Annotated in this window: 20 protein-coding genes, 1 other RNA gene and 1 pseudogene; 12 read left to right on the plus strand and 10 right to left on the minus strand. The window is 66.6% G+C overall.

Features of this window, described 5'->3' with window-relative positions:
* Window positions 1-120: 120 nt before the first annotated feature.
* From ACCQ06_RS21575 to ACCQ06_RS21600, 6 genes are all read left to right on the plus strand, one after another.
* Complete coding sequence (locus tag ACCQ06_RS21575) at window positions 121-1,317, plus strand: beta-ketoacyl-[acyl-carrier-protein] synthase family protein (RefSeq protein WP_316689250.1); 1,197 nt, start codon at window positions 121-123, stop codon at window positions 1,315-1,317.
* Window positions 1,317-2,090 carry a beta-ketoacyl synthase chain length factor gene (locus ACCQ06_RS21580; protein ID WP_316689251.1) on the plus strand — a complete coding sequence of 258 codons (774 nt, stop codon included), beginning with the start codon at window positions 1,317-1,319 and terminating at the stop codon, window positions 2,088-2,090. Before ACCQ06_RS21575 ends, ACCQ06_RS21580 begins: the two co-directional genes overlap by 1 nt.
* Window positions 2,087-2,908: a glycosyltransferase family 2 protein gene (locus tag ACCQ06_RS21585; protein WP_104616457.1), complete on the plus strand. Its 822-nt coding sequence runs from the start codon at window positions 2,087-2,089 to the stop codon at window positions 2,906-2,908. The genes ACCQ06_RS21580 and ACCQ06_RS21585 overlap by 4 nt, the downstream gene beginning before the upstream one ends.
* Window positions 2,905-4,527: an NAD(P)/FAD-dependent oxidoreductase gene (locus ACCQ06_RS21590; protein ID WP_228323342.1), complete on the plus strand. Its 1,623-nt coding sequence runs from the start codon at window positions 2,905-2,907 to the stop codon at window positions 4,525-4,527. Before ACCQ06_RS21585 ends, ACCQ06_RS21590 begins: the two co-directional genes overlap by 4 nt.
* 60 nt (window positions 4,528-4,587) lie before the next feature.
* Window positions 4,588-4,663, plus strand: a non-coding RNA gene (locus tag ACCQ06_RS21595) — sX9 sRNA.
* A 69-nt stretch (window positions 4,664-4,732) separates the two neighbouring features.
* Complete coding sequence (locus tag ACCQ06_RS21600; protein WP_244907829.1) at window positions 4,733-5,065, plus strand: hypothetical protein; 333 nt, start codon at window positions 4,733-4,735, stop codon at window positions 5,063-5,065.
* Between the two features lie 97 nt (window positions 5,066-5,162).
* Here the strand turns inward: ACCQ06_RS21600 and fabG are convergent, their stop codons facing one another.
* Entirely contained in the window at window positions 5,163-5,894 is a 732-nt protein-coding gene (gene fabG, locus ACCQ06_RS21605) for a 3-oxoacyl-ACP reductase FabG (protein ID WP_228323344.1), read from the minus strand.
* A 272-nt stretch (window positions 5,895-6,166) separates the two neighbouring features.
* Here fabG and ACCQ06_RS21610 point away from each other — a divergent pair, with 272 nt between their 5' ends.
* Window positions 6,167-6,625, plus strand: coding sequence for a hypothetical protein (locus tag ACCQ06_RS21610; RefSeq protein ID WP_316692716.1), 459 nt, complete (start codon window positions 6,167-6,169; stop codon window positions 6,623-6,625).
* An 8-nt stretch (window positions 6,626-6,633) separates the two neighbouring features.
* Here the strand turns inward: ACCQ06_RS21610 and ACCQ06_RS21615 are convergent, their stop codons facing one another.
* The 8 genes from ACCQ06_RS21615 to xanC all read right to left on the minus strand — a co-directional run bounded on the left by ACCQ06_RS21615 (window position 6,634) and on the right by xanC (window position 13,186).
* The gene (locus ACCQ06_RS21615) at window positions 6,634-7,065 is read right to left on the minus strand and encodes a hotdog family protein (RefSeq protein WP_228323345.1); all 432 of its coding nucleotides are present in this window, start codon (window positions 7,063-7,065) and stop codon (window positions 6,634-6,636) included.
* Window positions 7,052-9,418 (minus strand): MMPL family transporter, encoded by a 2,367-nt coding sequence (locus tag ACCQ06_RS21620; RefSeq protein WP_316689256.1) that lies wholly within the window; start codon window positions 9,416-9,418, stop codon window positions 7,052-7,054. The genes ACCQ06_RS21615 and ACCQ06_RS21620 overlap by 14 nt, the downstream gene beginning before the upstream one ends.
* 133 nt (window positions 9,419-9,551) lie before the next feature.
* A complete protein-coding gene (locus ACCQ06_RS21625) occupies window positions 9,552-10,199 on the minus strand; it encodes a LolA-related protein (RefSeq protein WP_104616450.1) in 648 nt (215 codons plus the stop codon).
* On the minus strand, window positions 10,123-11,097 hold the full coding sequence (locus ACCQ06_RS21630) for a lysophospholipid acyltransferase family protein (protein WP_104616449.1): 975 nt from the start codon (window positions 11,095-11,097) through the stop codon (window positions 10,123-10,125). The genes ACCQ06_RS21625 and ACCQ06_RS21630 overlap by 77 nt, the downstream gene beginning before the upstream one ends.
* Window positions 11,094-11,381, minus strand: a complete 288-nt coding sequence (locus tag ACCQ06_RS21635) for an ApeI family dehydratase (RefSeq protein ID WP_104616448.1) — start codon at window positions 11,379-11,381, stop codon at window positions 11,094-11,096. The genes ACCQ06_RS21630 and ACCQ06_RS21635 overlap by 4 nt, the downstream gene beginning before the upstream one ends.
* 11 nt (window positions 11,382-11,392) lie before the next feature.
* Window positions 11,393-12,142, minus strand: a complete 750-nt coding sequence (locus tag ACCQ06_RS21640) for a lysophospholipid acyltransferase family protein (RefSeq protein WP_104616447.1) — start codon at window positions 12,140-12,142, stop codon at window positions 11,393-11,395.
* Between the two features lie 53 nt (window positions 12,143-12,195).
* Window positions 12,196-12,879 (minus strand): COG4648 family protein, encoded by a 684-nt coding sequence (locus ACCQ06_RS21645; protein WP_170068672.1) that lies wholly within the window; start codon window positions 12,877-12,879, stop codon window positions 12,196-12,198.
* 37 nt (window positions 12,880-12,916) lie between these two features.
* Window positions 12,917-13,186: a xanthomonadin biosynthesis acyl carrier protein XanC gene (gene xanC, locus ACCQ06_RS21650; protein ID WP_011260626.1), complete on the minus strand. Its 270-nt coding sequence runs from the start codon at window positions 13,184-13,186 to the stop codon at window positions 12,917-12,919.
* Window positions 13,187-13,445: 259 nt separating this feature from the next.
* Between xanC and ACCQ06_RS21655 the strand changes: the two are divergent.
* Window positions 13,446-13,592 (plus strand): annotated as a pseudogene (locus ACCQ06_RS21655) (hydroxylase); the annotation flags it as partial.
* A gap of 179 nt (window positions 13,593-13,771) precedes the next feature.
* The gene (locus ACCQ06_RS21660) at window positions 13,772-14,779 is read left to right on the plus strand and encodes a chorismate transformation FkbO/Hyg5 family protein (RefSeq protein WP_228323349.1); all 1,008 of its coding nucleotides are present in this window, start codon (window positions 13,772-13,774) and stop codon (window positions 14,777-14,779) included.
* Window positions 14,780-15,398: 619 nt separating this feature from the next.
* On the opposite strand, the gene ACCQ06_RS21665 is transcribed toward ACCQ06_RS21660, so the two are convergent.
* Entirely contained in the window at window positions 15,399-16,742 is a 1,344-nt protein-coding gene (locus tag ACCQ06_RS21665; RefSeq protein WP_316689288.1) for an AMP-binding protein, read from the minus strand.
* 549 nt (window positions 16,743-17,291) lie between these two features.
* Between ACCQ06_RS21665 and ACCQ06_RS21670 the strand changes: the two genes are divergently transcribed.
* The 3 genes from ACCQ06_RS21670 to ACCQ06_RS21680 all read left to right on the plus strand — a co-directional run bounded on the left by ACCQ06_RS21670 (window position 17,292) and on the right by ACCQ06_RS21680 (window position 21,333).
* A complete protein-coding gene (locus tag ACCQ06_RS21670) occupies window positions 17,292-19,658 on the plus strand; it encodes a S9 family peptidase (RefSeq protein WP_316692717.1) in 2,367 nt (788 codons plus the stop codon).
* Window positions 19,659-20,059: 401 nt separating this feature from the next.
* Window positions 20,060-20,776 carry an SH3 domain-containing protein gene (locus ACCQ06_RS21675; protein WP_104616441.1) on the plus strand — a complete coding sequence of 239 codons (717 nt, stop codon included), beginning with the start codon at window positions 20,060-20,062 and terminating at the stop codon, window positions 20,774-20,776.
* Complete coding sequence (locus ACCQ06_RS21680; protein WP_228323351.1) at window positions 20,773-21,333, plus strand: hypothetical protein; 561 nt, start codon at window positions 20,773-20,775, stop codon at window positions 21,331-21,333. The genes ACCQ06_RS21675 and ACCQ06_RS21680 overlap by 4 nt, the downstream gene beginning before the upstream one ends.
* Window positions 21,334-21,685 lie beyond the last annotated feature (352 nt).

Consider the following 21,685-nt stretch of genomic DNA (forward strand, 5'->3'; position numbering starts at 1 on the left):
TCAGCGACATGACCGGCGCGTTCAGTTGCGCCATCGACGGGGCTGGCGCACGCCACCGATATACTGCGAGCACTTTTTGCCAGCCAGACCATCGTGAGCCAAGCGCAGCATTCGTCCCAGATGGCCCCGGTCGCCGTCACCGCCTACACCTCCACAACTGCGCTCGGCGCCGGGCTCGCGGCCCAGACCGCCGCGCTGCAGTCGCGCCGCAGCGGCCTGCGTTACAACGATTTCGGACCGCAACCGCTGCCATGCTGGATCGGCCGCGTCGACGGCGTGGAAGAGGTGGTCCTGCCCGCTGCGCTGCAAGGCTGGGACTGCCGCAACAACCGGCTGGCCTGGCTGGCCCTGCAGCAGGACGGCATGGCAGACGCCGTGCAGGCGGCCGCACAGCGCTACGGCGCCGAGCGCGTGGCGGTGATCATCGGCACCTCCACCTCCAGCATCGGTGCCAGCGAAGAGGCCTATACGCGGTTGGCGGAAGACGCCGATGGCGCGCGGTTTCCGGACGATCTGGACCGCCCCATCGTGCACACCCCGCATTCGCTGGGCGACTTCGTCCAGCACGCCACCGGCCTGCGCGGCCCCAGCGTGACCGTGGCCACCGCCTGTTCGTCCAGCGCCAAGGTGTTTGCCCAGGCGGCGCGGCTGATCGAGGCCGGGGTGATCGACGCGGCCCTGGTGGGCGGCGTGGACACCTTGTGCGGCAGCGTGCTGTTCGGCTTCAACTCGCTGCAGGTGGTCGCGCCCGAACCGTGCCAGCCGTTCGACGCGCGCCGGGTCGGCCTGAGCCTGGGCGAAGCCGGTGGCTTTGCGCTGGTCGAACGCACCGCCGCCGCCCCGGATGCGACGTTGTGGCTGTACGGCTATGGCGAGTCCAGCGACGCGCACCACATGTCCGCCCCGCATCCGCAGGGCCTGGGCGCGCAGCTGGCGATGCGCGGCGCGCTCGAACGCGCCGGCCTGGACGCGGCAGCGGTGGGCTATCTGAACCTGCATGGCACCGCCACGCCGGCCAACGACAGCGTGGAAGCGGCAGCGGTGGCGGCGATCTTCCCCGACACCTTGCACGCCAGCTCGACCAAGGCCTGGACCGGCCACACCCTGGGCGCGGCCGGCATCGTCGAATCGGTGATCGCCCTGCTGGCGCTGCGCGACGGCGTGCTGCCGGGCACGCTCAACAGCGACGTGCCCGACCCCGCCTGCGGCCCGCAGATCCGCTTCGACAACGCCCATTCCCGGATCGATTACGCAATGAACAACTCCTTCGGTTTTGGCGGCAACAACTGTTCGCTGCTGTTCGGGCGGGCACGCTGATGCTGACCGCCACCATCGAAGGGATCGGCTTCTGGACCCAGGGCCTGCCGAATTGGGAGGCTGCGCATGCGTTCGTGCACGGCGGCCCGCTGCAGGAGACGCCCGCACGTCCGGCGCCGCAGCTGCTGGCCGCCAACGAACGCCGCCGCGCGCCCGATACGGTGGCGGTGTCGCTGGAAGCCGCACTGGCCGCCTGCGCCGCCGCCGGCCGCGATCCGGCCAGCTTGCCGTCGGTGTTCACCTCCACGCACGGCGATCTGGCCATTACCGATTACATGTGCACCACGCTGGCCAGCGACCCGCTGGCGATCTCGCCGACCAAATTCCACAACTCGGTGCACAACGCCGCGGCCGGCTACTGGACCATCGGCGCCGGTGCGATGACCCCGGCCACGGCGATCAGCGCCCGCGACGCCAGTTTTGCGCAGGGTCTGTTGGAAGCGCTGGTGCAACTCACCGCCGGCGTCGATGCGGTGCTGCTGGCCGGGTACGACGCACGCTCGGTGGGGCCGCTTGGCCGCATCGCGCCCAGCCAGGGCCTGCTCGGTGGCGCGCTGGTGCTGGGCAGCGCCGGCCAGGCCGGCAAGCCGCAGCTGCAGGCGTGGCTGGACGATGGCGCGCCGTCTGCCGGTGACGGCGCGTTGGCGCGCCATGTCGCCGCCAATGCGATGGCGCCGATGCTGCCGCTGTTCGCGCTGTTGGCCGGCCACGGCGACAGCGCCGCCCTGTATGCCGGCCCTGGCCGAGTGCTGCGTGTGGAGCTGCAGCGATGAGCCGGGTGCCGCTGACCCGCGAGGACACCGCGATTCTGGTACCGGCCTTGAACGAGGCATTGCGTATCCGCGAAGTGGTCACCGATGCGTTGACCTACTGCTCGCATGTGATCGTGATCGACGACGGGTCCGACGATGGCACCGCCGATTGCATCGCCGACCTGCCGGTGCGCCTGATCCGCCATCCGCAGCGCATGGGCAAGGGCGCCGCATTGCGCAGCGGCTTTGCGCAGGCGCAGCAGATGGGCATGCGCGCGGTGATGAGCATGGACGGCGATGGCCAGCACAAGGCCGCCGATTTCCCGCGCCTGCTGGCTGCGGCCAACCGCCACCCCGGCTGTGTGATCGTCGGCGCGCGCATGCGCAAGCGCGCCACCCAGCCCACCATCCGCCGGATCGGCAACGACTTCGGCGACTGGGGTATCGCCTGGGGCTGCGGCTTTCGACTGGTGGACAGCCAGAGCGGCCAACGGCTGTATCCGGCCTCGGTGTTTACCCTGCCCAACGTGCCCGGCGAAGGCTTCGTGTTCGAAGCGCAGCTGCTGATTTCCGCCGCACGCCAGGCCGGCGCACGGGTGGTCGCGGTGCCGATCGAAACCCGCTACGCGGGCAGCGCGCCGGGCACCTTCCGCAAGAGCCATTTCCGGCTGGTGCGCGACCTGTGGAACATCACCTCGCACGTGGTCAAGCAGGTGTGGGCCTACGGGCACGTCTGGCGCGAATACCGCAACGTGCGCGCCAACCCGGTGATCATTGACGATGCCGACGGCGAATTTGCTACTGTGCCCGCGGCTACCAAGAGCAACCCATCCCCATGAATGCACAGCGTCGCGATGTCGTCATCACCGGTGGTGGTCTGGCCGGTCTGAGTCTGGCCCTGCAATTGAAGCAACGCGATCCGGAGCTTGCGATCACCGTGCTGGAGCGCCGTGCGCACCCGGTGCGCGAGGCGGCATTCAAGGTGGGCGAATCCACGGTGGAAATCGGCGCGCATTATTTTGCCGACGTGCTGGGCCTGCGCGAGCATCTGGAGACCGAGCAGATCCGCAAGTTCGGTTTCCGCTTTTTCTTCTCCGACAAGCGCGTCGACATCGACCGCTGCACCGAGCTGGGCGTCAGCCAGATCCTGCCGACACCGTCGTGGCAGATCGACCGCGGCCGCTTCGAAAATTTCCTCGGTGAGCGCGCCCGCGCGCAGGGCATCGCGTTCCTGGACAACTGCAGCGTCAAGGGCGTGGATCTGTCCGAGGACGCCGCCGACCACGCGGTGCGCTACGAGCATGCCGGCGAGCAGGGCACGCTGAGCGCGCGCTGGGTGGTCGATGCCAGTGGCCGCGCCGGCCTGCTCAAGCGCAAGCTGGGCCTGGCACAGGACAACGCGCACAACGCCAATGCGGTGTGGTGGCGCGTGGAAGGCCTGATCGACCCGAACGGCTGGTCGCAGGACAGCAGCTGGCTGCAGCGCTGCACGCCGCCGGACCGCTGGCGTTCCACCAATCACATGTGCGGGCCGGGTTACTGGTTCTGGCTGATCCCGCTGTCGTCCGGCGCGCACTCGTTGGGCATCGTGTGCGATGCGCAGATGCACCCGCTGGAGACCATGAACACGCACGAAAAGGCCATGGACTGGCTGCGCCTGCATCAACCGCAGGTCGCCGCCTCATTGGACAAGGCCGACTACCGCTTGCAGGACTTTCTGTTCCTGCGCAATTTTTCGTATGGCTGCAAACAGGTGTTCTCGTCGCAGCGCTGGGCGCTCACCGGCGAGGCAGGGGTATTCCTGGACCCGTTCTATTCGCCGGGCAGCGACTTCATCGCCATCTCCAACACCTATATCTGCGAACTGATCGGCCGCGATCGCGCCGGCAGGTCGCTCAGCCCATACACAGAGCTGTATGAGCAGCTGTATTTCTCGTTCTACGAAAACACCCTGACCCTGTACCAGGATCAGTACGCGCTGTTCGGCGACGAGCAGGTCATGCCGGTCAAGGTGATCTGGGATTACACCTACTACTGGTCGTTGCTGGCGCCGCTGTTCTGTTCCGGCCGCATCGCCGACCTGAGCCTGTTGTCGCGCATGAAAGCCGACTTCTTTTATGCGCGCGACATGAACCTGGCCATGCAGCGCGTGCTGCACGACTGGGGCGTGCACAACACCGCACAGGGCATCGCCACCGGCGATGGCCGTCTACTGGACCAGTATCTGATCGGCTGGTTCAACGAGCTCAATGGCGCCTTGCACGACACCCTGGACGACGACGCGTTTGCCGCACGTCTGCATACCAACGTGGCGCAGATGGCGGTGCTGGCGCGCGAGATCCTGCAGCAGGCGCGCCACCGTCACCCCGACCTACCCGACCACGGTCTGGACGCGCTGACCGCCAACGCCAGCGGCGACCCGATCCTGACGGCGACGTGGTACGCGGACGCGGCTTAGAGCAGCAAATAAAACGACTGTGCTCACCGCCAGGCGGGCGCGGCCGGTGCTCGGTGCGGCATGTACCACGCGTACACTCCGGTTCCTACGCGCTGTCCGCACCCACCTGACGACTGCTCGCTAGGTTTTGTTAGCCGCTCTTAAGTTAGCCAGGCGCAGATACTCGCTACATCTACCCACTCATATCTCTCACAGGAGGTGACACGTGCATCGCAGATTTGCTTACCCGTTTCTTGCGCTAATCGGTATCACTGCAACCCAAGCTGTTGCACAGAACGTCGTGCAATACGTACCCGAGCCGCTACTGATGAACGGTAGCGACCTGGTACCTGTATGCCGGCGAGCCGCCGAGACCCACTACCTTGCGCAAGGCGCAAGTGTTTACAACTGGACAGCGTCCTACCATGACCGTGGCGACGGCCTGTATGTGGATGGTCGCTTACGCGCAAACGGCAATACGGTGTCGGTGCACTGCAGCGCAACGCGCGGTTCACGCGAGCGCGATTTGCTCATGAAGATAGACGAAACCGGCGGCTAAGCGTCGCCGCCGCCATCGGCTGCAGCGCAATGCGTTTATCGATCAGCGCCGTCGTCGCAGCTAAGCCGCGCAACGTTGCAGCCTAGACGTCGGCCAATCAGCCCATGCCACCATTGATGCCGATGATCTGGCCATTGATGTAACCGGCAGACTCAGAGCACAGGAAGGCCACCAGCGCGGCGACCTCGTCGGGTTTGCCGACGCGCCCGGCAGGCACCAGTTGCTTGATCACCTCCGGCGCGAAGCTTTCGCCGACCATGTCGCTTTCGATCACGCCCGGCGCCACCACATTCACGGCGATGCCGCGGCTGGCCATCTCGCGCGACAAGGATTTGGTCGCGCCATGCAAGGCCGCCTTGGCTGCGGCGTAATTGGTCTGCCCGCGATTGCCCAGCACTGCCGACACCGACGACACACTCACGATGCGGCCCCAGCGCGTGCGCGCCATCGGCAACAACAACGGTTGGGTGACATTGAAGAAGCCATGCAGCGACACATCGATCACTCGATGCCACTGCTCGGCGTTCATGCCCGCCATCGGCGCGTCGTCGTGGATGCCGGCGTTGTTGACCACGATCTGGATCGGGCCGGACGCCAGTAGGTTCTCCAGCGCCACACCGCTGGCCTGCGCATCGGCCACATCGAAGGCCACCGCTTCGGCGCTACCGCCGTCGGCCAAGATAGCGGCAACCACCTCTTGCGCACGCACCAGATTGCGATTGGCATGCACGATCACGTGCCGCCCCTGCGCCGCCAGATGGCGACAGATCGCACCGCCAAGATCGCCGCTGCCGCCGGTGACGAGTGCGCGTCGTGCAGCTGAGTTCATAAGCCACGAACCATATGAGCAGAGAAGGAGCGTTATCGTAGAGCAAGCTGGCTACTGAAAGACGGACTCTTGGCACCCATCCAGTATTTGCCTGACCATGCCGCAAATCCGACCACTGCCGCTTGAGTACCTTCGAATCTGGCTGGTAGCTTCCAGGCATGCGCGGCGATGAACGAAACGAAATGAGTGCAGTGAACTTGGCGGGCCTTGGCAAACAAGGCGAGGACGCGATGAATTCCTGGCTGCAATTGCATGGCTTCAGCTAGGTAGCCATCTGCCAAGCGCCGGATACCTTCGCGCCATTATTTGGCACTGCGGTTAAACGTCCGGATTTCCTGATGCTTTTGGAATCAATTGGCTTGATCGCCATCGACGTAAAAAACTACGTCCAGTTCAAGCACGCCAATCAGGCGTATTACAGCCTTCCCTACGAGAGCGAGCTCAAACGTGCGGTAGCGTTCGAACGACTGTTCCGCATTCCGGTTTGGTACGCCTACTTCAATCGCCAGGATGCTGGTCAGTCCTTCCATTGGATCAGCGCATTGAAGGCACTTGAAGTCGGCGAGATCAAGCCCGCGCGCGATGATAATCCCGAATTCCTCTCTATCGGCTTGGAGCATTTCGAGCATCTACACAGCGGCGACGACATTGCGCGGCTGTATGCGCACCGCCTGCCTAGCGTCGTCAAACTGAGCGCACTGGTTGCAACGAAGACACAAGCCGCACCCTGATGCAGATCTCAGGCCGCGCCCAGCATCACCGTGGCACGGCCTTCGGCGAGCAGCTGCGCCTGATGGGTCAGACGGAAACTGTATTGCTGGCTGTCCTCGCCCTGCATCAGCACCTGCGCTTCGCACTCGATGGCATCGGGCAAGGCCTCCAGATGCGTTACATGCAGTTCCACGCCACGCAGCGCAACCAGCATGCCCGGGCGCACCGGCTTGCCGGATGCTCGGCCCAGCAGGCCGCCATGCACGGCCATGGCCTGCGCGCCGTATTCGCACAGATGCAGCGCGCGCAGACGTCCATCGGCACGCAGCGGATGCATGCCGCTGCAATGCGCATGACTGCGCAGCACAATCCGCTGCGCATCCCAGGTCACCACCTCGTCCCATAGGCACATGCTGCCCTGATGCGGGATCAAGGCAGCGATTGCGTCACGCCCCTGCATGCGATTCTCCATTGCGTGTGCGCTCCAGTGCCGGTTCGCGCGACACCAGCAACGCCAGGATGAAATTGAACAACACGCCCAGTGCCACCGTACTGCCGATCGCGCGCAGCACCGGAATGCTGGAGGCGGCCAACAGGGCGAACACCAGCAATGTCATCAGGCTGCAGACGATCAACGCATGCAGCGTGCGCAGCTGATCGGCACGATCGTCGCCGGCGTGATCGAAAAACAAGGCGTAATCCAGGCCCAGGCCTGCGGCAAGAATCAGCGCGATCAAGTGGAACAGATTGAGCTCCACCCCGATGCCGCGCAGGATCGCCAGGATCAACACGGTGGTCAGCGCCATCGGCAACAGCACACGCACGATACGGCGCGGGCTGCGCAAGGCGATCGCCACCGTCACCGCAAGCAGCAACGCCGCCAGACCCAGGGCGCCCAGCACGCGGCCGCGGTAGGCGGCCACCAGCGATTCGGACGCGTCTTTGAGATCCAGCAGCTGCGCGCCGCTGCCCTGCACCGCCGCAGCCAACACCGCCGGGTCGTGCAAGCCGGTCAGCGACACCAGGGCAGTCGTACGATCGCCGCGGCCCAGCAGCAAGCCGCCCACCGAGGTGGCCAGCGGCGAGCCGGTCAGATCCTTCGGCAGCAGCGGCGGCGCGCGCTTGGCGGCGTCCAGATCCTGCAGGAATGGCGCGAACGCATCGCTGCGGAATGGCGTGGCCGCCACCGCGCGATCGGTCAGCGCGCGCGCCTGCGCTGCATCCGGCAACCCCGCCTGACGCGCCTGCTGGGTCTTGGCACTGGGCAGATAGCGCGCGGCCATGTCGTAGCCGGCCAGGGCGCCGTCGCGTACCAGCGCATCCAGCCGCGGCCGCAGCGATTCGCTGGCCTGCAGCGCCGCTTCATCATTGGCGGCAGGCAGCGCGAGCACATACCGCACATCGGGCGCGCCCAGTTCCTGACGCAAGTGGGTGTCCTGCGCCAATGCCTTGGGCGGCACCGGGGTGAGTTTGGATAGATCGTTCTGCCAGAACTGGCCGGGCGCGAACGCGATCACCGCCATGCCGATCACCGCGATCACCGCCAGGCTGATGCGTGGCCGCGGCAGCCGCGCGATGCCGCGCCACAGCGTTGCCAACAGACGCGAGTCGGCATAGTCGCGCGGCGCAGGGTCGATCAGCCACGGCAACAGCCAACGCGTGGTCACCGCCGCAGTGGCCAGACCGGCGATAGTGAACACCGCCAGCTGGCGCAGGCCATCCACGCCAGAAAACAGGAAGGTCACATACGCGATGCAGGTGGACACCACGCCGGTCGCCAGCGTCGGCCACAAATGCCGCGCGTTGTCGCGCGGGTCCAGGCCGGGGCGTTGATGACTGAACAAATGGATCGGGTAATCCTGCACCACGCCGATCAACGTGAAGCCGAATGCCACGGTGATGCCATGCACGCCGTCGAACACCAGCGCCACCGCGCCCAGGCCGGCCAGGCCGGCGCTAGCCAGCGGCAACACGCCCAGCACCGGAATCTTCCAGCTGCGGTAGGCGATCATCAGCAACAGCACCAGACCCACCGTATCCAGTGTGCCGATCCACTGCGACTCGCCCTGGGTGCGCGCGGTGATCTCCACCGCGAATGCGCCCGGGCCGGTCAAGGTCAGCTGCGTCGTGGTGCCCTTGCTGACGGTGGCGAACGCCGCCTGCACGGCGTCGTAGGCCAGCTGCTGGCCGGTGGGATCGAAGCCGGCTGCATGCGTCTGCACGATCAACAGTGCCGAAGTGCCGGCGCGATCGAACCACACGTCATTACGCGTTTGCGGTGCGGCCGCCGGCTGCAGGGTCTCGGCCAGATGCAGTACTTCCAGCGTCGGGTCGCGCGGCAGCAGCGGCTCCACCATTGCCGCTGCCGGCGAACCCAGATCCTGCACGCGTGACTGCAGCGCCGCTTCAAGCGTCGCCGCGTCCAGCGGTGCGGTGTCGAAACTGTCGCTAAGCAGATAGCGATACGGCAGCAAGCGCTCCGGAATCGCCTCCAACCCCGCAGTGCCGCCGTTGCCGACCAGCTCGAACAGCGCCGGTTGCGCGGACAATGCCTGGTGCAGTTGCTGCGATTGCTCGGCCAACGTGGCCGGGTCGCTGTTGGACAAGGCCATCAGCAACAGCCGCGAGCCCGGGCCTTCGCCGAGTTCTTCGATCAGCAGTTTTTGCGCAGGCGTGCGCGGGGCGGGCATGAACTTGCGCAGATCGCCAGTGACCTTGAGCGTCTCGCTCAACCAGAACCCGGCCACCACCAGCAAGGCAAGCCACAGCAAGGCCAGCCCAATGCGGCGGTTTGCGTTCAATTCAAACGGCATGCAACTGCCTCACTGCAACGGGCGACGCTGAAGCCGCGTACGACATCGGCCAGCAGGGCGACAGCAACTTGGTTGCAAGCGCACGATCTGGCGTTTTTGACGACGGCTAGCAGCCAGACCTGCCCGCGCGTGGTCACGCGCCCGGGCCGTGGCAGAGCGTGGTCAGCGCTGCGGCGTCGTTGACGCTGGCCGCTGCACGTGCCGCACCGGCCAGCAGCGTGCGTTGTGCATCGCCCTTGGCCGGAATGCTTTCGATGCAGCGCAGCTCATCGTTGCTGCCGTACAGACGCAGCTCGCGTACCTGCTTGGCTACTGCGGCGTCCTTGGGCTGCAAGGTCAGTTGCCAGACCTGCGCTGTGCCTTGCCCGCTGAGGCGATACTGCTGCTCCAGCAGCGCGCGATCGCCCGACAGCAGCGCGCCGAAGCCGGACTTCAACCCGGCCAGTTCGGGCACGCGGCTCAAGGCGAACTTGCGCGGCGGTTTGCCCTCGCGTTCGAGCACGCCTTCGTCGCCGCGCAAGGTGGTGGTTTCGCGATACGGCGCGCTGACCTCGCGCACCAGCGTCTGCGCATCCGGACGGCGGTAATGGCCCTGCACACGCAACGGCGTTTTCAGCAGCGCGGAGCCGCGCAGTTCGACGAATTCGGTGCTGGCAGGCACCGGGCGTGCCAGGCGTTGCAGCACCTGGCCGACATCCAGGGCCTCAGGCGGTGCGGCGCATAGCGGTGCGGCGCTGAACAGCAGTATCAGCATCCACGGCAGGGTGCGGCGCATCGGCATGGTGGGTGTTCCAGAAATCGTAGAAGTTGAACCAGTTGTACGGCGCGTAGCGCGTGTAATGTTCCAGCCTGGCAGCGTAATCGCGCATGAGCACCGCCAGCACCGGCGCACGTTGCCGGCGCGGCACATCCAGGCCTTCACTGAAGGTCTCGAACGCCAGCTCGTAATGATTGCCGCCGCGATACAGGCCGAACGCCAGCACTACCGGCACCTTGAGCGCCGCGGCGATCAACCACGGCGAAGTCGGGAACATCGCATTGCGGCCAAGGAACATCGCCGGCAACGCCGGGTCGCCTTCGCGCGGGCGATCGATCAGCAGCGCCACCAGCGCGCCGGCGTCGGTGGCGTCCTTGATCGCCATGACGATCGAGGTCGCATCCATGCCGGCATCGATGATGTTGGCGGCCAGCTGCGGGTTCAACGCGCCCAGCAGGTCGGTCATCGCGCGGTTGTGGGCCTTGTCCAGCACCACCTTGACCTGCACGTCGGGGCGCTCGGTGGCCAGCACGCGCAGCGCATCGAAGCTGCCCAGATGCGAGCCGAAGATCAGCACGCCGCGGCCGCGGTCCATCTGCGTGTGCAATTGATCCAGCCCGGTGATGTCGACGCGGAAGCGCTGCATCTGCCCGCACAACATGTACACGCGGTCCAGAATGGTCGACGCAAACGTATGGATATGCCGCGCCACATCGCGCAGCCTGGCCGGGCGATCAAGCACACGCGCCAGATAGGCACGCGAGGCAGCGCGCTCGGGAGCACGCACCAGCAGGAAGTACAACGTGATCGGGTACAGCAGCGCGCGCGCCACCGAACGCCCGGCGTACCGGGCAATGCCGCGGATCAGCCACAACGCAAAACGTCCACCGCCTTCCGGGCGTTGTTTCCAATGCTTGTTCATGCCGCGGCCTCCGCCACCAGTTCGCCGCTGACCAGCACCTCGCCGGCACGCTGCACGCGGAAGCGCCAGCGCGGCCCCTCGCCTTCCAGCATGACCGACGCGGTCTGGCCGGGCAGCAACGGCTGCACAAACTTCACCTGCGGCAGCCGTGCCGCGGCGCGCGGGCCATGCAGCGCTTCCACGGCCTGCAGCACATGGTCGAGCACGACCACGCCAGGCACCACGGGGCGACCCGGAAAGTGCCCGGGCAGGCAGGGATGATCATGCGGCACGACGAAATCCATAAGCGCGGAACTCAGATCCTGGGTTGAAGCATTGCAGCCACGGCCTTGTGTGCCTGCTCGGTCAATTGTTGGCGATCCGGTGCATCCGGCCCGGTGACCGCGATCGGCTCGCCGATGCGCACGCGGATGATGCCGGGACGCACCCTGAACACACCATCCACCGGCAACACCTTGCCGCACCCATCCAGCGCCACCGGGACAACCTGCACACCAGCGTCGATAGCGGCCTGCAGTAGCCCGGCCTTGAATGGCAATAATGCGCCGCTGCGGCTACGGGTGCCTTCGGGAAACAGACACAACTGTTTGCCCTCGCGCAACAGCGCGGCCGCCTGCCGGCGGACCAGCGCGCCGGCGCGGCGGCTGTCGCGGTCCAGGAACAGCATGCCGGTGGCGCGCGCATACCAGTTCACGAACGGCACCTTGAGCATTTCTTCCTTGAGCAGGAAGCGCAGCGGCACCGGCAAGGCGTGGAACAAGGCGCAGATATCGATGATGGACTGGTGGTTGCTGACGAACAGATAGTTCTTGGACCAGTCGACCCGCTCGCGCCCTTCCACGATCACCTTGGCGCCCGCGCCGCGGAACAGCACCGGGGCCCACATCCAGCTGCCCATGCGCAACATGCGGTCGGCGTCGCGGGTGATCGCCAGCAACACCAACGCATACACAATCCCGCCGGCGGTAAACGTCAGCGTGAACGCCAATTGCAGCAGATTGAACACACCCCACGCCAGGCGCGACGGCATCCTTGCCAACGGCATTTTTGTCTTGTCCCCGAAACTGTGCACGTACGTCGCTGCCCCTGGCCACGCACTCAGCGCAGCAGATCGCGCCAGAAGTCCGGCCCGAGCCGCGCCATCTGGCGCAAGAAGTCTGGCAGGTTACGATAGGGACGCTGCGGAAACCAGCGCCCGCGCAATAGATATTCCCCAACAAAGAATCCGCCAACCACGCCGTACACCAGCAAATTGGCGAACAATGAGGCGCGTTCGTCGCTGATCGGCAGCGGCGAGGCATAACCCAGTTGCGCCAGCACGCCACTGGGTTCGGCGCACAGGGCCAGCACCAGGTTGAGCAGGGTCAGCCCGCACAGCAGCAGCGCCCAGGCCAGCGTCAGGCCGCGTGTGTAGCGCAATTGCGCCGGCGTCACCGCCATGCCGGCGCGGCCATACAGGCCTTGCACGATGCGGGTGATCAACGGGGTGCGGCCGTGCCGCAGGCTGCGCCCGAAGAACCAGGCGACCCATCCGGTGAACACCACCGGTGGCGCGGCAAGCACCAGCATGGCGTGCGGGGAATGCCACAACGCGCCCAGGCCGGCCAGGCTCAGCAGCGCCAGCGCCCAGGCCCACGCGCGCCGCGCGACCATCGGCTCGATCAACACCATCAGCACCAGCATGACGCCGGCGATCACGGCCAGGTCGGAGCGGTGGCTGGCGTTGGCCCAGTGGGCAAGCGGCGAATACGCCACCGCCAGCAGCACGCCCAGCCCCAGCACCCACGGCGGGGCATCGCTGGGCGCGGCGGTCGCAGCCTCAGACGGTTTTGTTGGCTTCGACATGCGCCGACAATGCGCGCAGCGACGCGAAGATGCGACGGTTCTCGTCGTTGTCCGAGCGCAGCTGGAAGCCGTAGCGCTTGCTGATCGCCAGCGCCAGTTCCAGCGCGTCGATCGAGTCCAGGCCCAGCCCGGTGTTGAACAGCGGCGCTTCCGGATCGATGTCGGCGGGTTGGACGTCTTCCAGGTTCAGACTTTCGACCAGGAGTTCGGCCAGTTCACGTTCGGCAGCGGTTTGCGAGGACATCCAGAATTTCCAGGGTAAGGGTCGGTCAAAGTCGGAGCAGGCAATCGACAGCGCGCGGCCGGTGGCGGGCGGCACGTCGAGCCGGCAGTGTACGTGGGGTACCTGTCGATTCCGAGCGCCAGGCCCGCGTCGCTTCCGTCGATCGCCCTGCCCCGGCGTTGGTCGGCGTGGGTGGATCTCGGCGGGCGCACAGATGTCCAGGCCGTCGGTCAGGCTATCATGACTGCATGACGCTCGCCCGCTGCAGGTTCGTTTCAGGATGACTTCCACTGTGTTGCGCCCCACCCCGACCGCCAAGCCGGCAGCCGGGTCGGCTCCCGGACCGGAGTGTCCGGATGCGCTGATCGGTGACCGCCGCCCCGCCGGTCGCGCAGCGGCCATGGCGCCTACCGGCCTCGCTTGGGCGCAGCAGCCCGGTCAGGTTCCGCCGCCGCGCCGCTGTGTCGGCGATTCCCAGCGCGCAACCGGTGCCATTGCTGCACGCACATTCCCATCGACGACGCCGTGCGCGTGGCAGTCGTGGCGCCCGCATCGGCGCCCGTCCATGCCCGGTTTCGACGGCATCACCTTGCAACGAGAGATTCGATGACCGTTTCCCCGGCCCAGACCGCGCAGCCGCTGCGCCATCCCCGCCTGCAGGTCGATTATGTCGACCGGACCGACCCCGCCGCACTGCTGACCGATCCGCAGGTGCTGGCCGTGTTCGGGTTCGGCAATGCCGCGCCGCGTCTGCACGACCCGCGCTATCTGCGCGTGCCGCTGCAGCCGTATCAGGCCGATGTGCTGGAGGTGTGGCGGACCGATGCGCAGGTGCGCAGCGGCCGCGACGGCAACATTGCCTGGTCCAGCGATGGGCATCTGCAGTTCGGCGTGATCGAGATCGACGAGCAGGATGTCGACATCGAAGACGCCGCGGCCAAGGCCTATGCGGAAATCACCGCATTCGTGTCCACCAGCCAGACCCCGCGCCTGCTGCGCATCTGGAACTACCTGGATGCCATCACCCTGGGCAGCGGCGACCGTGAGCGCTATCGCCAGTTTTGCGTGGGCCGTGCGCGTGGACTGGGCGCTTTCGACGTCGCGCAGTTGCCGGCCGCCACTGCGGTGGGCCGCTGCGATGCCGAACGCATCATCCAGATCTATTGGCTGGCCGCCGCCGATGCCGGCACGCCGCTGGAAAACCCGCGCCAGGTCAGCGCCTACAACTACCCGCGCCAATACGGCCCGCAGCCGCCGAGTTTTGCGCGCGCCATGCTGCCGCCCGCCGGCAGCGACATGCCGCTGCTGCTGTCAGGCACCGCCGCGGTGGTGGGCCATGCCTCGATGCATACCGGCCAGTTGCTGGCGCAGTTGGAAGAAACCTTCGCCAATTTCGATGCCCTGCTCGGTGCCGCACGCACCCATGCACCGGCGCTACCCGCACAGTTCGGCGCCGGCACCCGCCTGAAGGTGTATGTCCGCGAGCAGGACGACCTGGCCAAGGTCGCGCAGGCCCTGGACGCCCGCTTCGGCGACGCGGTGCCGCGCCTGCTGCTGCACGCGGTGATCTGCCGCGATGAGCTGGCGGTGGAGATCGATGGTGTGCACGGCTGAGTGATGCCGTGTGTGCCGGTGTGCCGCAGACCGTGGCCACCCGCTACCCGCTGAAAACCGCGTGCGGCACGCATCGCGAGATACCGCCGTCATCGCGGCCAGGCTGTTACCCATCTGGCCACTGACTATGCATGGCGCAGGCGCTGGCAGAGCGTCGACATCGGTGAGATCGTGCGCTCAGTCGAGCAGACGACGCTCTCACGGAGACAGCATGCTTGTTCTCGCAATCCTCCTGGCGGCCGCAAGCCCTGCCGGAGCGCAGAAATACGCAGGGCAAGCGGCGTTCGAAGCGCTGGCAGATCAGGCAGATCGGCGCTGCCCAGCCCAACGGATCAGATCGATCACGCCAGGTGATCTGGATTTTGCGCAGGACGAGTTTCAGGCGCAGCTGACGCAGCGTGATCGCACGCGCTTGAGTGCGGCCAACACAGCCGATGCGCGCTGTGCGGATCAGAACGGATTGGCCTGCCAAGTGCATGCGACCCTGGAGGCGATGCAGAAAACTCAGCTGCTGACGCGTTTCTCGGCCTACCTCTGCGCTCATCCAGCACCCGGCCAGTAAGCAATCCACTCACGCAGCCGTTGGCATCGGCCTGCAGAGGGCATTGCCCAAACCTGCTCAGCCGTTGAGCAATCCCAGCACCGCATCGCGCGGCAGTTTGCCGGTTTCGTTGCGTGGCAGCACGGCGAGCTTGCGCAGGCGGCGCGGCAGGAATACCGGGTCGACGCTGACGCGTAATGCGGCCAGGATCTGCGCTTCGTCCAGGGTCGGGGCGACCACCAATGCGGCGATGCGGCCCACCGACTGACCTGCGTCCGGCGCCAGCTGCACGATGATGCCGTCGATCACGCCGGGGATGGCGAGCAGACGGCGGGTGAGGTCGGCCAGCGATGCGCGTTTGCCGGCGATTTCCAGCGAATCGGCCTGGCGTCCGCGTACCTGAAAGGTCCCGTCGTCGGCCACGTCCATCATGTCGGCCAGCAGCACCGGCGTGGCCAGATGCGGCGCATGCACCAAGGTGCCTGCGGCCTGGGTTTCAAGTCGCACGCCGGGCAGCGGGGTCCATGCGGCTTCCAGCGCGGTGCGGCGCACGGCGAATACGCAGGTTTCGGTGGAGCCGAACATCTCGCGCACTTCGCCGCCAAACCGCGCCTCGGCTGCGGCGGCAACCTCCTGCGCCAGCGGCGCAGTGGCCGAGACGATACCAGCCAACGGCGGCAACACCACCCCGGATTCGACCAGGGCGCGCAGGTGCACGGGCGTGGTCACCAGCACGCGCGGAGCGGGAATGTCGGCCAGCGCACGCGCCACATCGTCCGGAAAGAACGGGCGGCCCGCGTGCACTGCCAGCTCGGTCACCATCGGTAGCAACACCGACAATTCCATGCCGTACATGTGCTGCGGCGGCACGGTGGCTACCACGTGCGGCACCGCGTCGGTGTGCGCCCACAGGCTTTGCAGCGCGACCAGATCCTGCCGGGTACTGGTCAGAAAACTGCCCCAGGTCTTGGGATTAGGTTGCGGGCGACCGGTACTGCCGGAGGTGAAGCCGATCGCCACCAGTGCATCATCGGCCAGCTGCGGAATCGGGCCGTCCGCCTGCGGCAGCGCCTCCGGCAGTTGCCAGTAGCGCGGCGGCGCCAGCTCCAACGCCAGATCGCCCAGGCAATAGGCATCGGCGTGACCGGCCTGCACTTCGCCCACCACCGCCGGCGCGCGCGACGACGGCAGCAGCGACACCTGCCCGCGCAGCGCGCAGGCATAGAACGCCACCATGAAGCGGTAGCGGTCTTCGCACAGATTGACCGCATGGCGGCCCTCCGGCAGCTGCTGCGCCAGGCCATGCACATGCGCGACGAAGGTCGCCAGATCCACCGACTGCCCCGCGCGCCACGCCAACGGCCGACCAGGCGCGCCGACAGCCATGGGGTGGGATACAACGGAAGCAGGCAGGCTGGACATGTGGATCGACAATCGCAAAAGCGCGTTAGCTTGGCCGCCACCCGGGCCGCTGGCAAGTCGGGAGGTTCCCGGCGGCCGTCCGTGGCCGCGACGCGTTGCTGGCGCAAAGTGCAGACCGGCAACCATCTGGAGCTGGCTGAGCGGGTGAATCCGCTCTGGATCAGTGCGGGCCGACGTGCGCGCGCTAGCGCCGAGGTTCGCAGGCGTGGACATTGGTCGGTAGAACGTCGCCTGCATACTTGTGTTAGCGCAATCGCGCGCCGAGCACTTCAACCTGCGTGGCGGTAAGGCGCAGAGACTCTCCAGCGGATGTTGGCGACCATGCATGTGCGGCGACGCATTGCATACGAGCGCAACGCACTGATTGCCATGTGCGGCGGCTCCAATAAGGTGCAGCACCCAATAACAGTGGCGCCCGCCTGGCACCCCCGCCATGCGGTTACCCTACGTTACGCCGCCCACACATGACCTGTGGGCCAAGCCCGTCGCAAAGGCGAACTGCTAGGCTTGCGCGTTCTCCTTTGCGTCCAGTTGTTTCCGATGCCCAGATTGCTGCCGTTGACCCTTCTGTTGCTGGCTGCCGCCGCGCACGCGCAGTCCAGCGCACCGCTCACCATCGAACAGGTGATGGCCGATCCGGACTGGATCGGGCCGTCGGTCGATCAGGCGTGGTGGCAGTGGGATGGCAAACAGGTGCAGTACCTGCTCAAGCGCGATGGCAGCCCGGTACGCGATACCTATCGCCAGGGCATCGACGGCGCGGCGGCGGACCGCGTGGCCGACACGGCGCGCGCCGGCCTGGATGCGGCCAACCCCAGCTACGACGCCACGCGCCAGCGCATGCTGTTCGCGCGCAATGGCGACATTTTCCTGCGTGATCTGCGCTCGGGCGCGCTGACCCAGCTGACCCGCAGCAACGAGGTCGAATCGCGTCCGCAATTCGCCAGCGATGGCGGTGCGATCTGGCGCGCGGGCAACAACTGGTACCACTGGCGGGCCGATGGCGGCACCGCGCAGGTGGCCGTGGTCAAGGCCGAGCGCGACCCCAATGCCGCGCCCAAGGCCGATGTCTTGCGCGAGCAGCAACTGGCCACGCTGGCCACGCTGCGTCGCGATCGCGAACAGCGCGATGCGCTGCGCACGCAGGAAGATGCCTGGCGCCGCGCAGACGCCACGCGCGCAGCAGCGCCGGTGTATCTGGGCGATGAGGTGGAGATCGTCGACAGCGCATTGTCGCCGGACGGCCGCCACCTGCTGGTGGTGACCCAGGCCAAGAACGCCGACGAAGGCCAGGCCGGCAAGATGCCCAAGTACGTGACCGAATCCGGCTACGAAGAATTCCAGGAAACCCGCTCCCGCGTCGGTCGCAATGCACCGGTGGCGCATGCGCTGTGGCTGGTCGATGTGGTCGCCGGCAGCGCGCGCCAGCTGTCCTTCGATGCGCTGCCCGGCATCGCCACCGACCCGCTGGCCGCACTGCGCAAGGCCGCCAAGCGCGACACGCTCAAGGGCAACCGGGCGGTGCGCGTGGAAAGCGATGGCGACGGCAGCGGCCCGGCGGTGCATTGGAGCGACGATGGCCGCAACGTGGCGGTGGAAATCCGCGCAGTGGACAACAAGGACCGCTGGATCGCCAGCGTGGATCTGGACAGCGCCAAGCTGCAGCCGCGTCATCGGCTGAGCGACAGCGCGTGGATCAACTGGGACTTCAACGATTTCGGCTGGTTGCCCGACAATCGCACGCTGTGGCTGCTCTCGGAAGAATCCGGCTATTCGCAGCTTTACACGGTGGAAGGTAACGGCAAGCCGCACCAACGCACCCGTGGCAAGTGGGAAGTGTCGATGCCGGTGCCCAGCGCCGATGGCAGCGGCATGTATTTCCTGTGCAATCAGCAATGGCCGGGCGATTACGAGGTGTGCAAGCTGGATCTGCGCACCGACCAGCTCACCGAAGTGACGGCCTTGAACGGTGCGGAAGGCTTCGACCTGTCGCCGAACGGGGAGCAGTTGCTGGTGCGCTACTCCGGCGCCTATCTGCCGCCGCAGCTGGCGGTGGTGCCGGCGGCGGGCGGCCAGGCCACGCTGCTCACCGACACGCGCACGCCGGCCTTCAAGGCGCAGACGTGGATCGCACCGCAGTACGTGCAGGTGCCGTCCAAACACGGCGCCGGCACGGTCTGGGGCAAGTACTACGGGCCGCAGACTCCCGAGCCGGGCAAGCAGTATCCGATCGTGATGTTCGTGCATGGCGCCGGCTATCTGCAAAACGTATCGCAACGCTACACGCCGTATTTCCGCGAGCAGATGTTCCACAACCTGCTAGTGCAGCAGGGCTACATCGTGCTGGACCTGGACTACCGCGCCTCCGAAGGCTACGGCCGCGACTGGCGCACCGCGATCTACCGCAACATGGGACATCCGGAGCTGGAGGATTATCTGGACGGCCTGGACTGGCTGGTCGCCACCAAGCAGGGCGACCGTGCACGCGCCGGCATCTACGGCGGGTCGTACGGCGGCTTCATGACCTACATGGCGCTGTTCCGTAGCCCCGGCACCTTCAAGGCAGGCGCTGCGCTGCGGCCGGTGGGCGACTGGATGCAGTACAACCACGAGTACACCTCCAACATCCTCAATACGCCCGAGCTCGACCCGCAGGCCTACAAGACCTCCTCGCCGATCCACTACGTCGACGGGCTGCAGGACCACCTGCTGATCGCCCACGGCATGATCGACGACAACGTGTTCTTCAAGGACTCGGTGGACATGACGCAGAAGCTGATCGAGTTGCACAAGGACAACTGGCAGGTGGCGCCGTATCCGCTGGAACGCCACGGCTTTACCCGGGCCGACGCATGGCTGGACGAGTACAAGCGCATCCTCAAACTGTTCAATGAGCAGGTGAAGCCGCAGCGCTGACCGACGCGCTGCGCCCGTTGCAAGGCGGGCGTTGCAGGCACCGACACACAGAGGGTTGCAGTGCCGGGCGCAGCGTTTCCAGGCGCCACATCGCTGGCGACGTCGCAGATGCGCGTTTGAAGCTTGTTGTGGGCGCTCGCTTCCGCCGCCTTGTCCGCAAGCGATCGCCGCAGCGTGCAACCGCCTGCGGCAATCAAACCGAACGCAACGCGTCGCGCAGCCGGCACGCAGGTTGGTTGCGTTGCACTCACCTCTCCCTACGCAAGTGGCTCTAAGCTTGACGCAGGATCGGCAGAGGGTATGTGCGTGCGCCCTCTGCACCGGTCTCTGACGCAGGACCGGTGCGCCGCCGGCCTGGCGGCGACCTTCCACTCATTGCTGGCGCACACAAGGTAGACGCGATGGGCCTGTGGGACCGTTTGTTTGGACGCAAGATCGCCGTGGCGAAGCCGCCGCGTGCAGAACCCACCGTCGCGACGGCGCCTGTCGACGATGCCGGCGAGGCAGCTGCCGAGATCGACCCCGCACTGCAGCCGGCGCTGAGCGCGTTTCAGCGCGGCGATCACGTGGGCGCCTACAACGCGGCGCAAGCGCAGCTGCAGGCCGGTGCGGATGCGCAGCGCCTGTGCGCGCTGGCATTGAGCGCGCTGGACCGCTACCACGAGGCGTATCCGTATTGGCTGGCGCTCTACGAGCTGGAGCCGACCGCACACAACGCGCTGCAGCTGGCCACCACCTCGGTGATGTGCAACGACATCGAGCGCGGCGAGCAATGGCTGCTGACCTTCGACGATCTCAACGCGCAGGAACGCTCCACCTCGCCGGCCACGGCGCGCACCAGCTTCCTGACCGCGCTGACCCGCGCCGGTCACGGTGCGCATGCCCTGCCGCATCTGGAGTGGCTGCGCGAAGCCTATGCCGGCATGTCGATCACCGACAGTCATTTTTTGTACGTCCGCGGCCTGCCGTTCTTCGACGCATTTCTGGAGCGCAGCACGCCGTTGCTGCGCGAGTGCCTGCCGGCCGATGCCCTGCCCGGCTGGTACGCACAGCTGCAACCCGCGCTGGATCCGCCGGGGCAGGCCGCAGTCGCCGCGCATATCGCGTCGCTGCAATGAACGCGGCGCTGCGCACATCGCCCCAGCCGCGCGGCGGCTTCGTCTCGCCGCTGGCATGGGTCTCGTTGTTGCTAGGCGTGGTCAGCGCACTGGCCAACCTGTTGCAGGTCGTGATGCTGCTGGCGGTGCCCGACGCCACCACGCTCGCCTTGCCACCGGGGATGACCTTGCCGCCGTCGTGGCAGTGGGTGATCGACCACGGCATGGCGTTGTCGGTGATTGGCGTGGTGCTGTCGGTGGTGTTCGCATGGCTGAGCTGGGCGCTGCTGCAGCGACGCGAGTGGGCGCGCATCGGCTTTGTGGTGGTGCTGATCGCGACCGGGCTGCTCAATTTTGCCGGGCTGGCGTTGATCGGGCCGTTGTTCGACGGCGTGCAGGCAATGCTGCCGGCCGATGTACTGCACAGCCCGGAGTGGCCGCAACTGCAGGCACGCCTGCAGGCCACGCAACAGATGGCGTTGGTACTCACCGGCCTGGGCGCACTGGCCATCGGCTGCGTGCACGCAGCCCTCGCCTGGCGACTGTGCACGCCAGCTGTTCGCGCGGAGTTTGCATAGGTCCAGTGACTTTGGCGCAGGCGAGAGCCATGCAGTCCGCGCGCAGATCGGCTGCCTGGCGATCTGCGAACCTGTGGAGTCGACGGCGCGGTGAGGACACCGCACCAGACAGTTTGCTGGTGGTTTTGCTGAAGAACCAAACCACCGCGTCGCGCGATTTCGGGGGTTGCTGGTTGCTGTGCCGAAACCCTGGGCACCGATCAACGCGACTGGTCCTTGCCCGCTCACCGTCGCGGGACCCTGACGTACTTGCAGCGTGTCCTGCGAGGGTGGGCGGGCAAGGGCCCTGCAGCAAACGCGAAAGACCTCGAGTGCGCGGTGCCCTCACCGCTCGCGGGACACGCCGTGAGTC

The sequence above is a fragment of the Xanthomonas sp. NCPPB 4467 genome, from assembly GCF_041475665.2.
GTDB classification, from domain to species: Bacteria; Pseudomonadota; Gammaproteobacteria; order Xanthomonadales; family Xanthomonadaceae; genus Xanthomonas; species Xanthomonas dyei.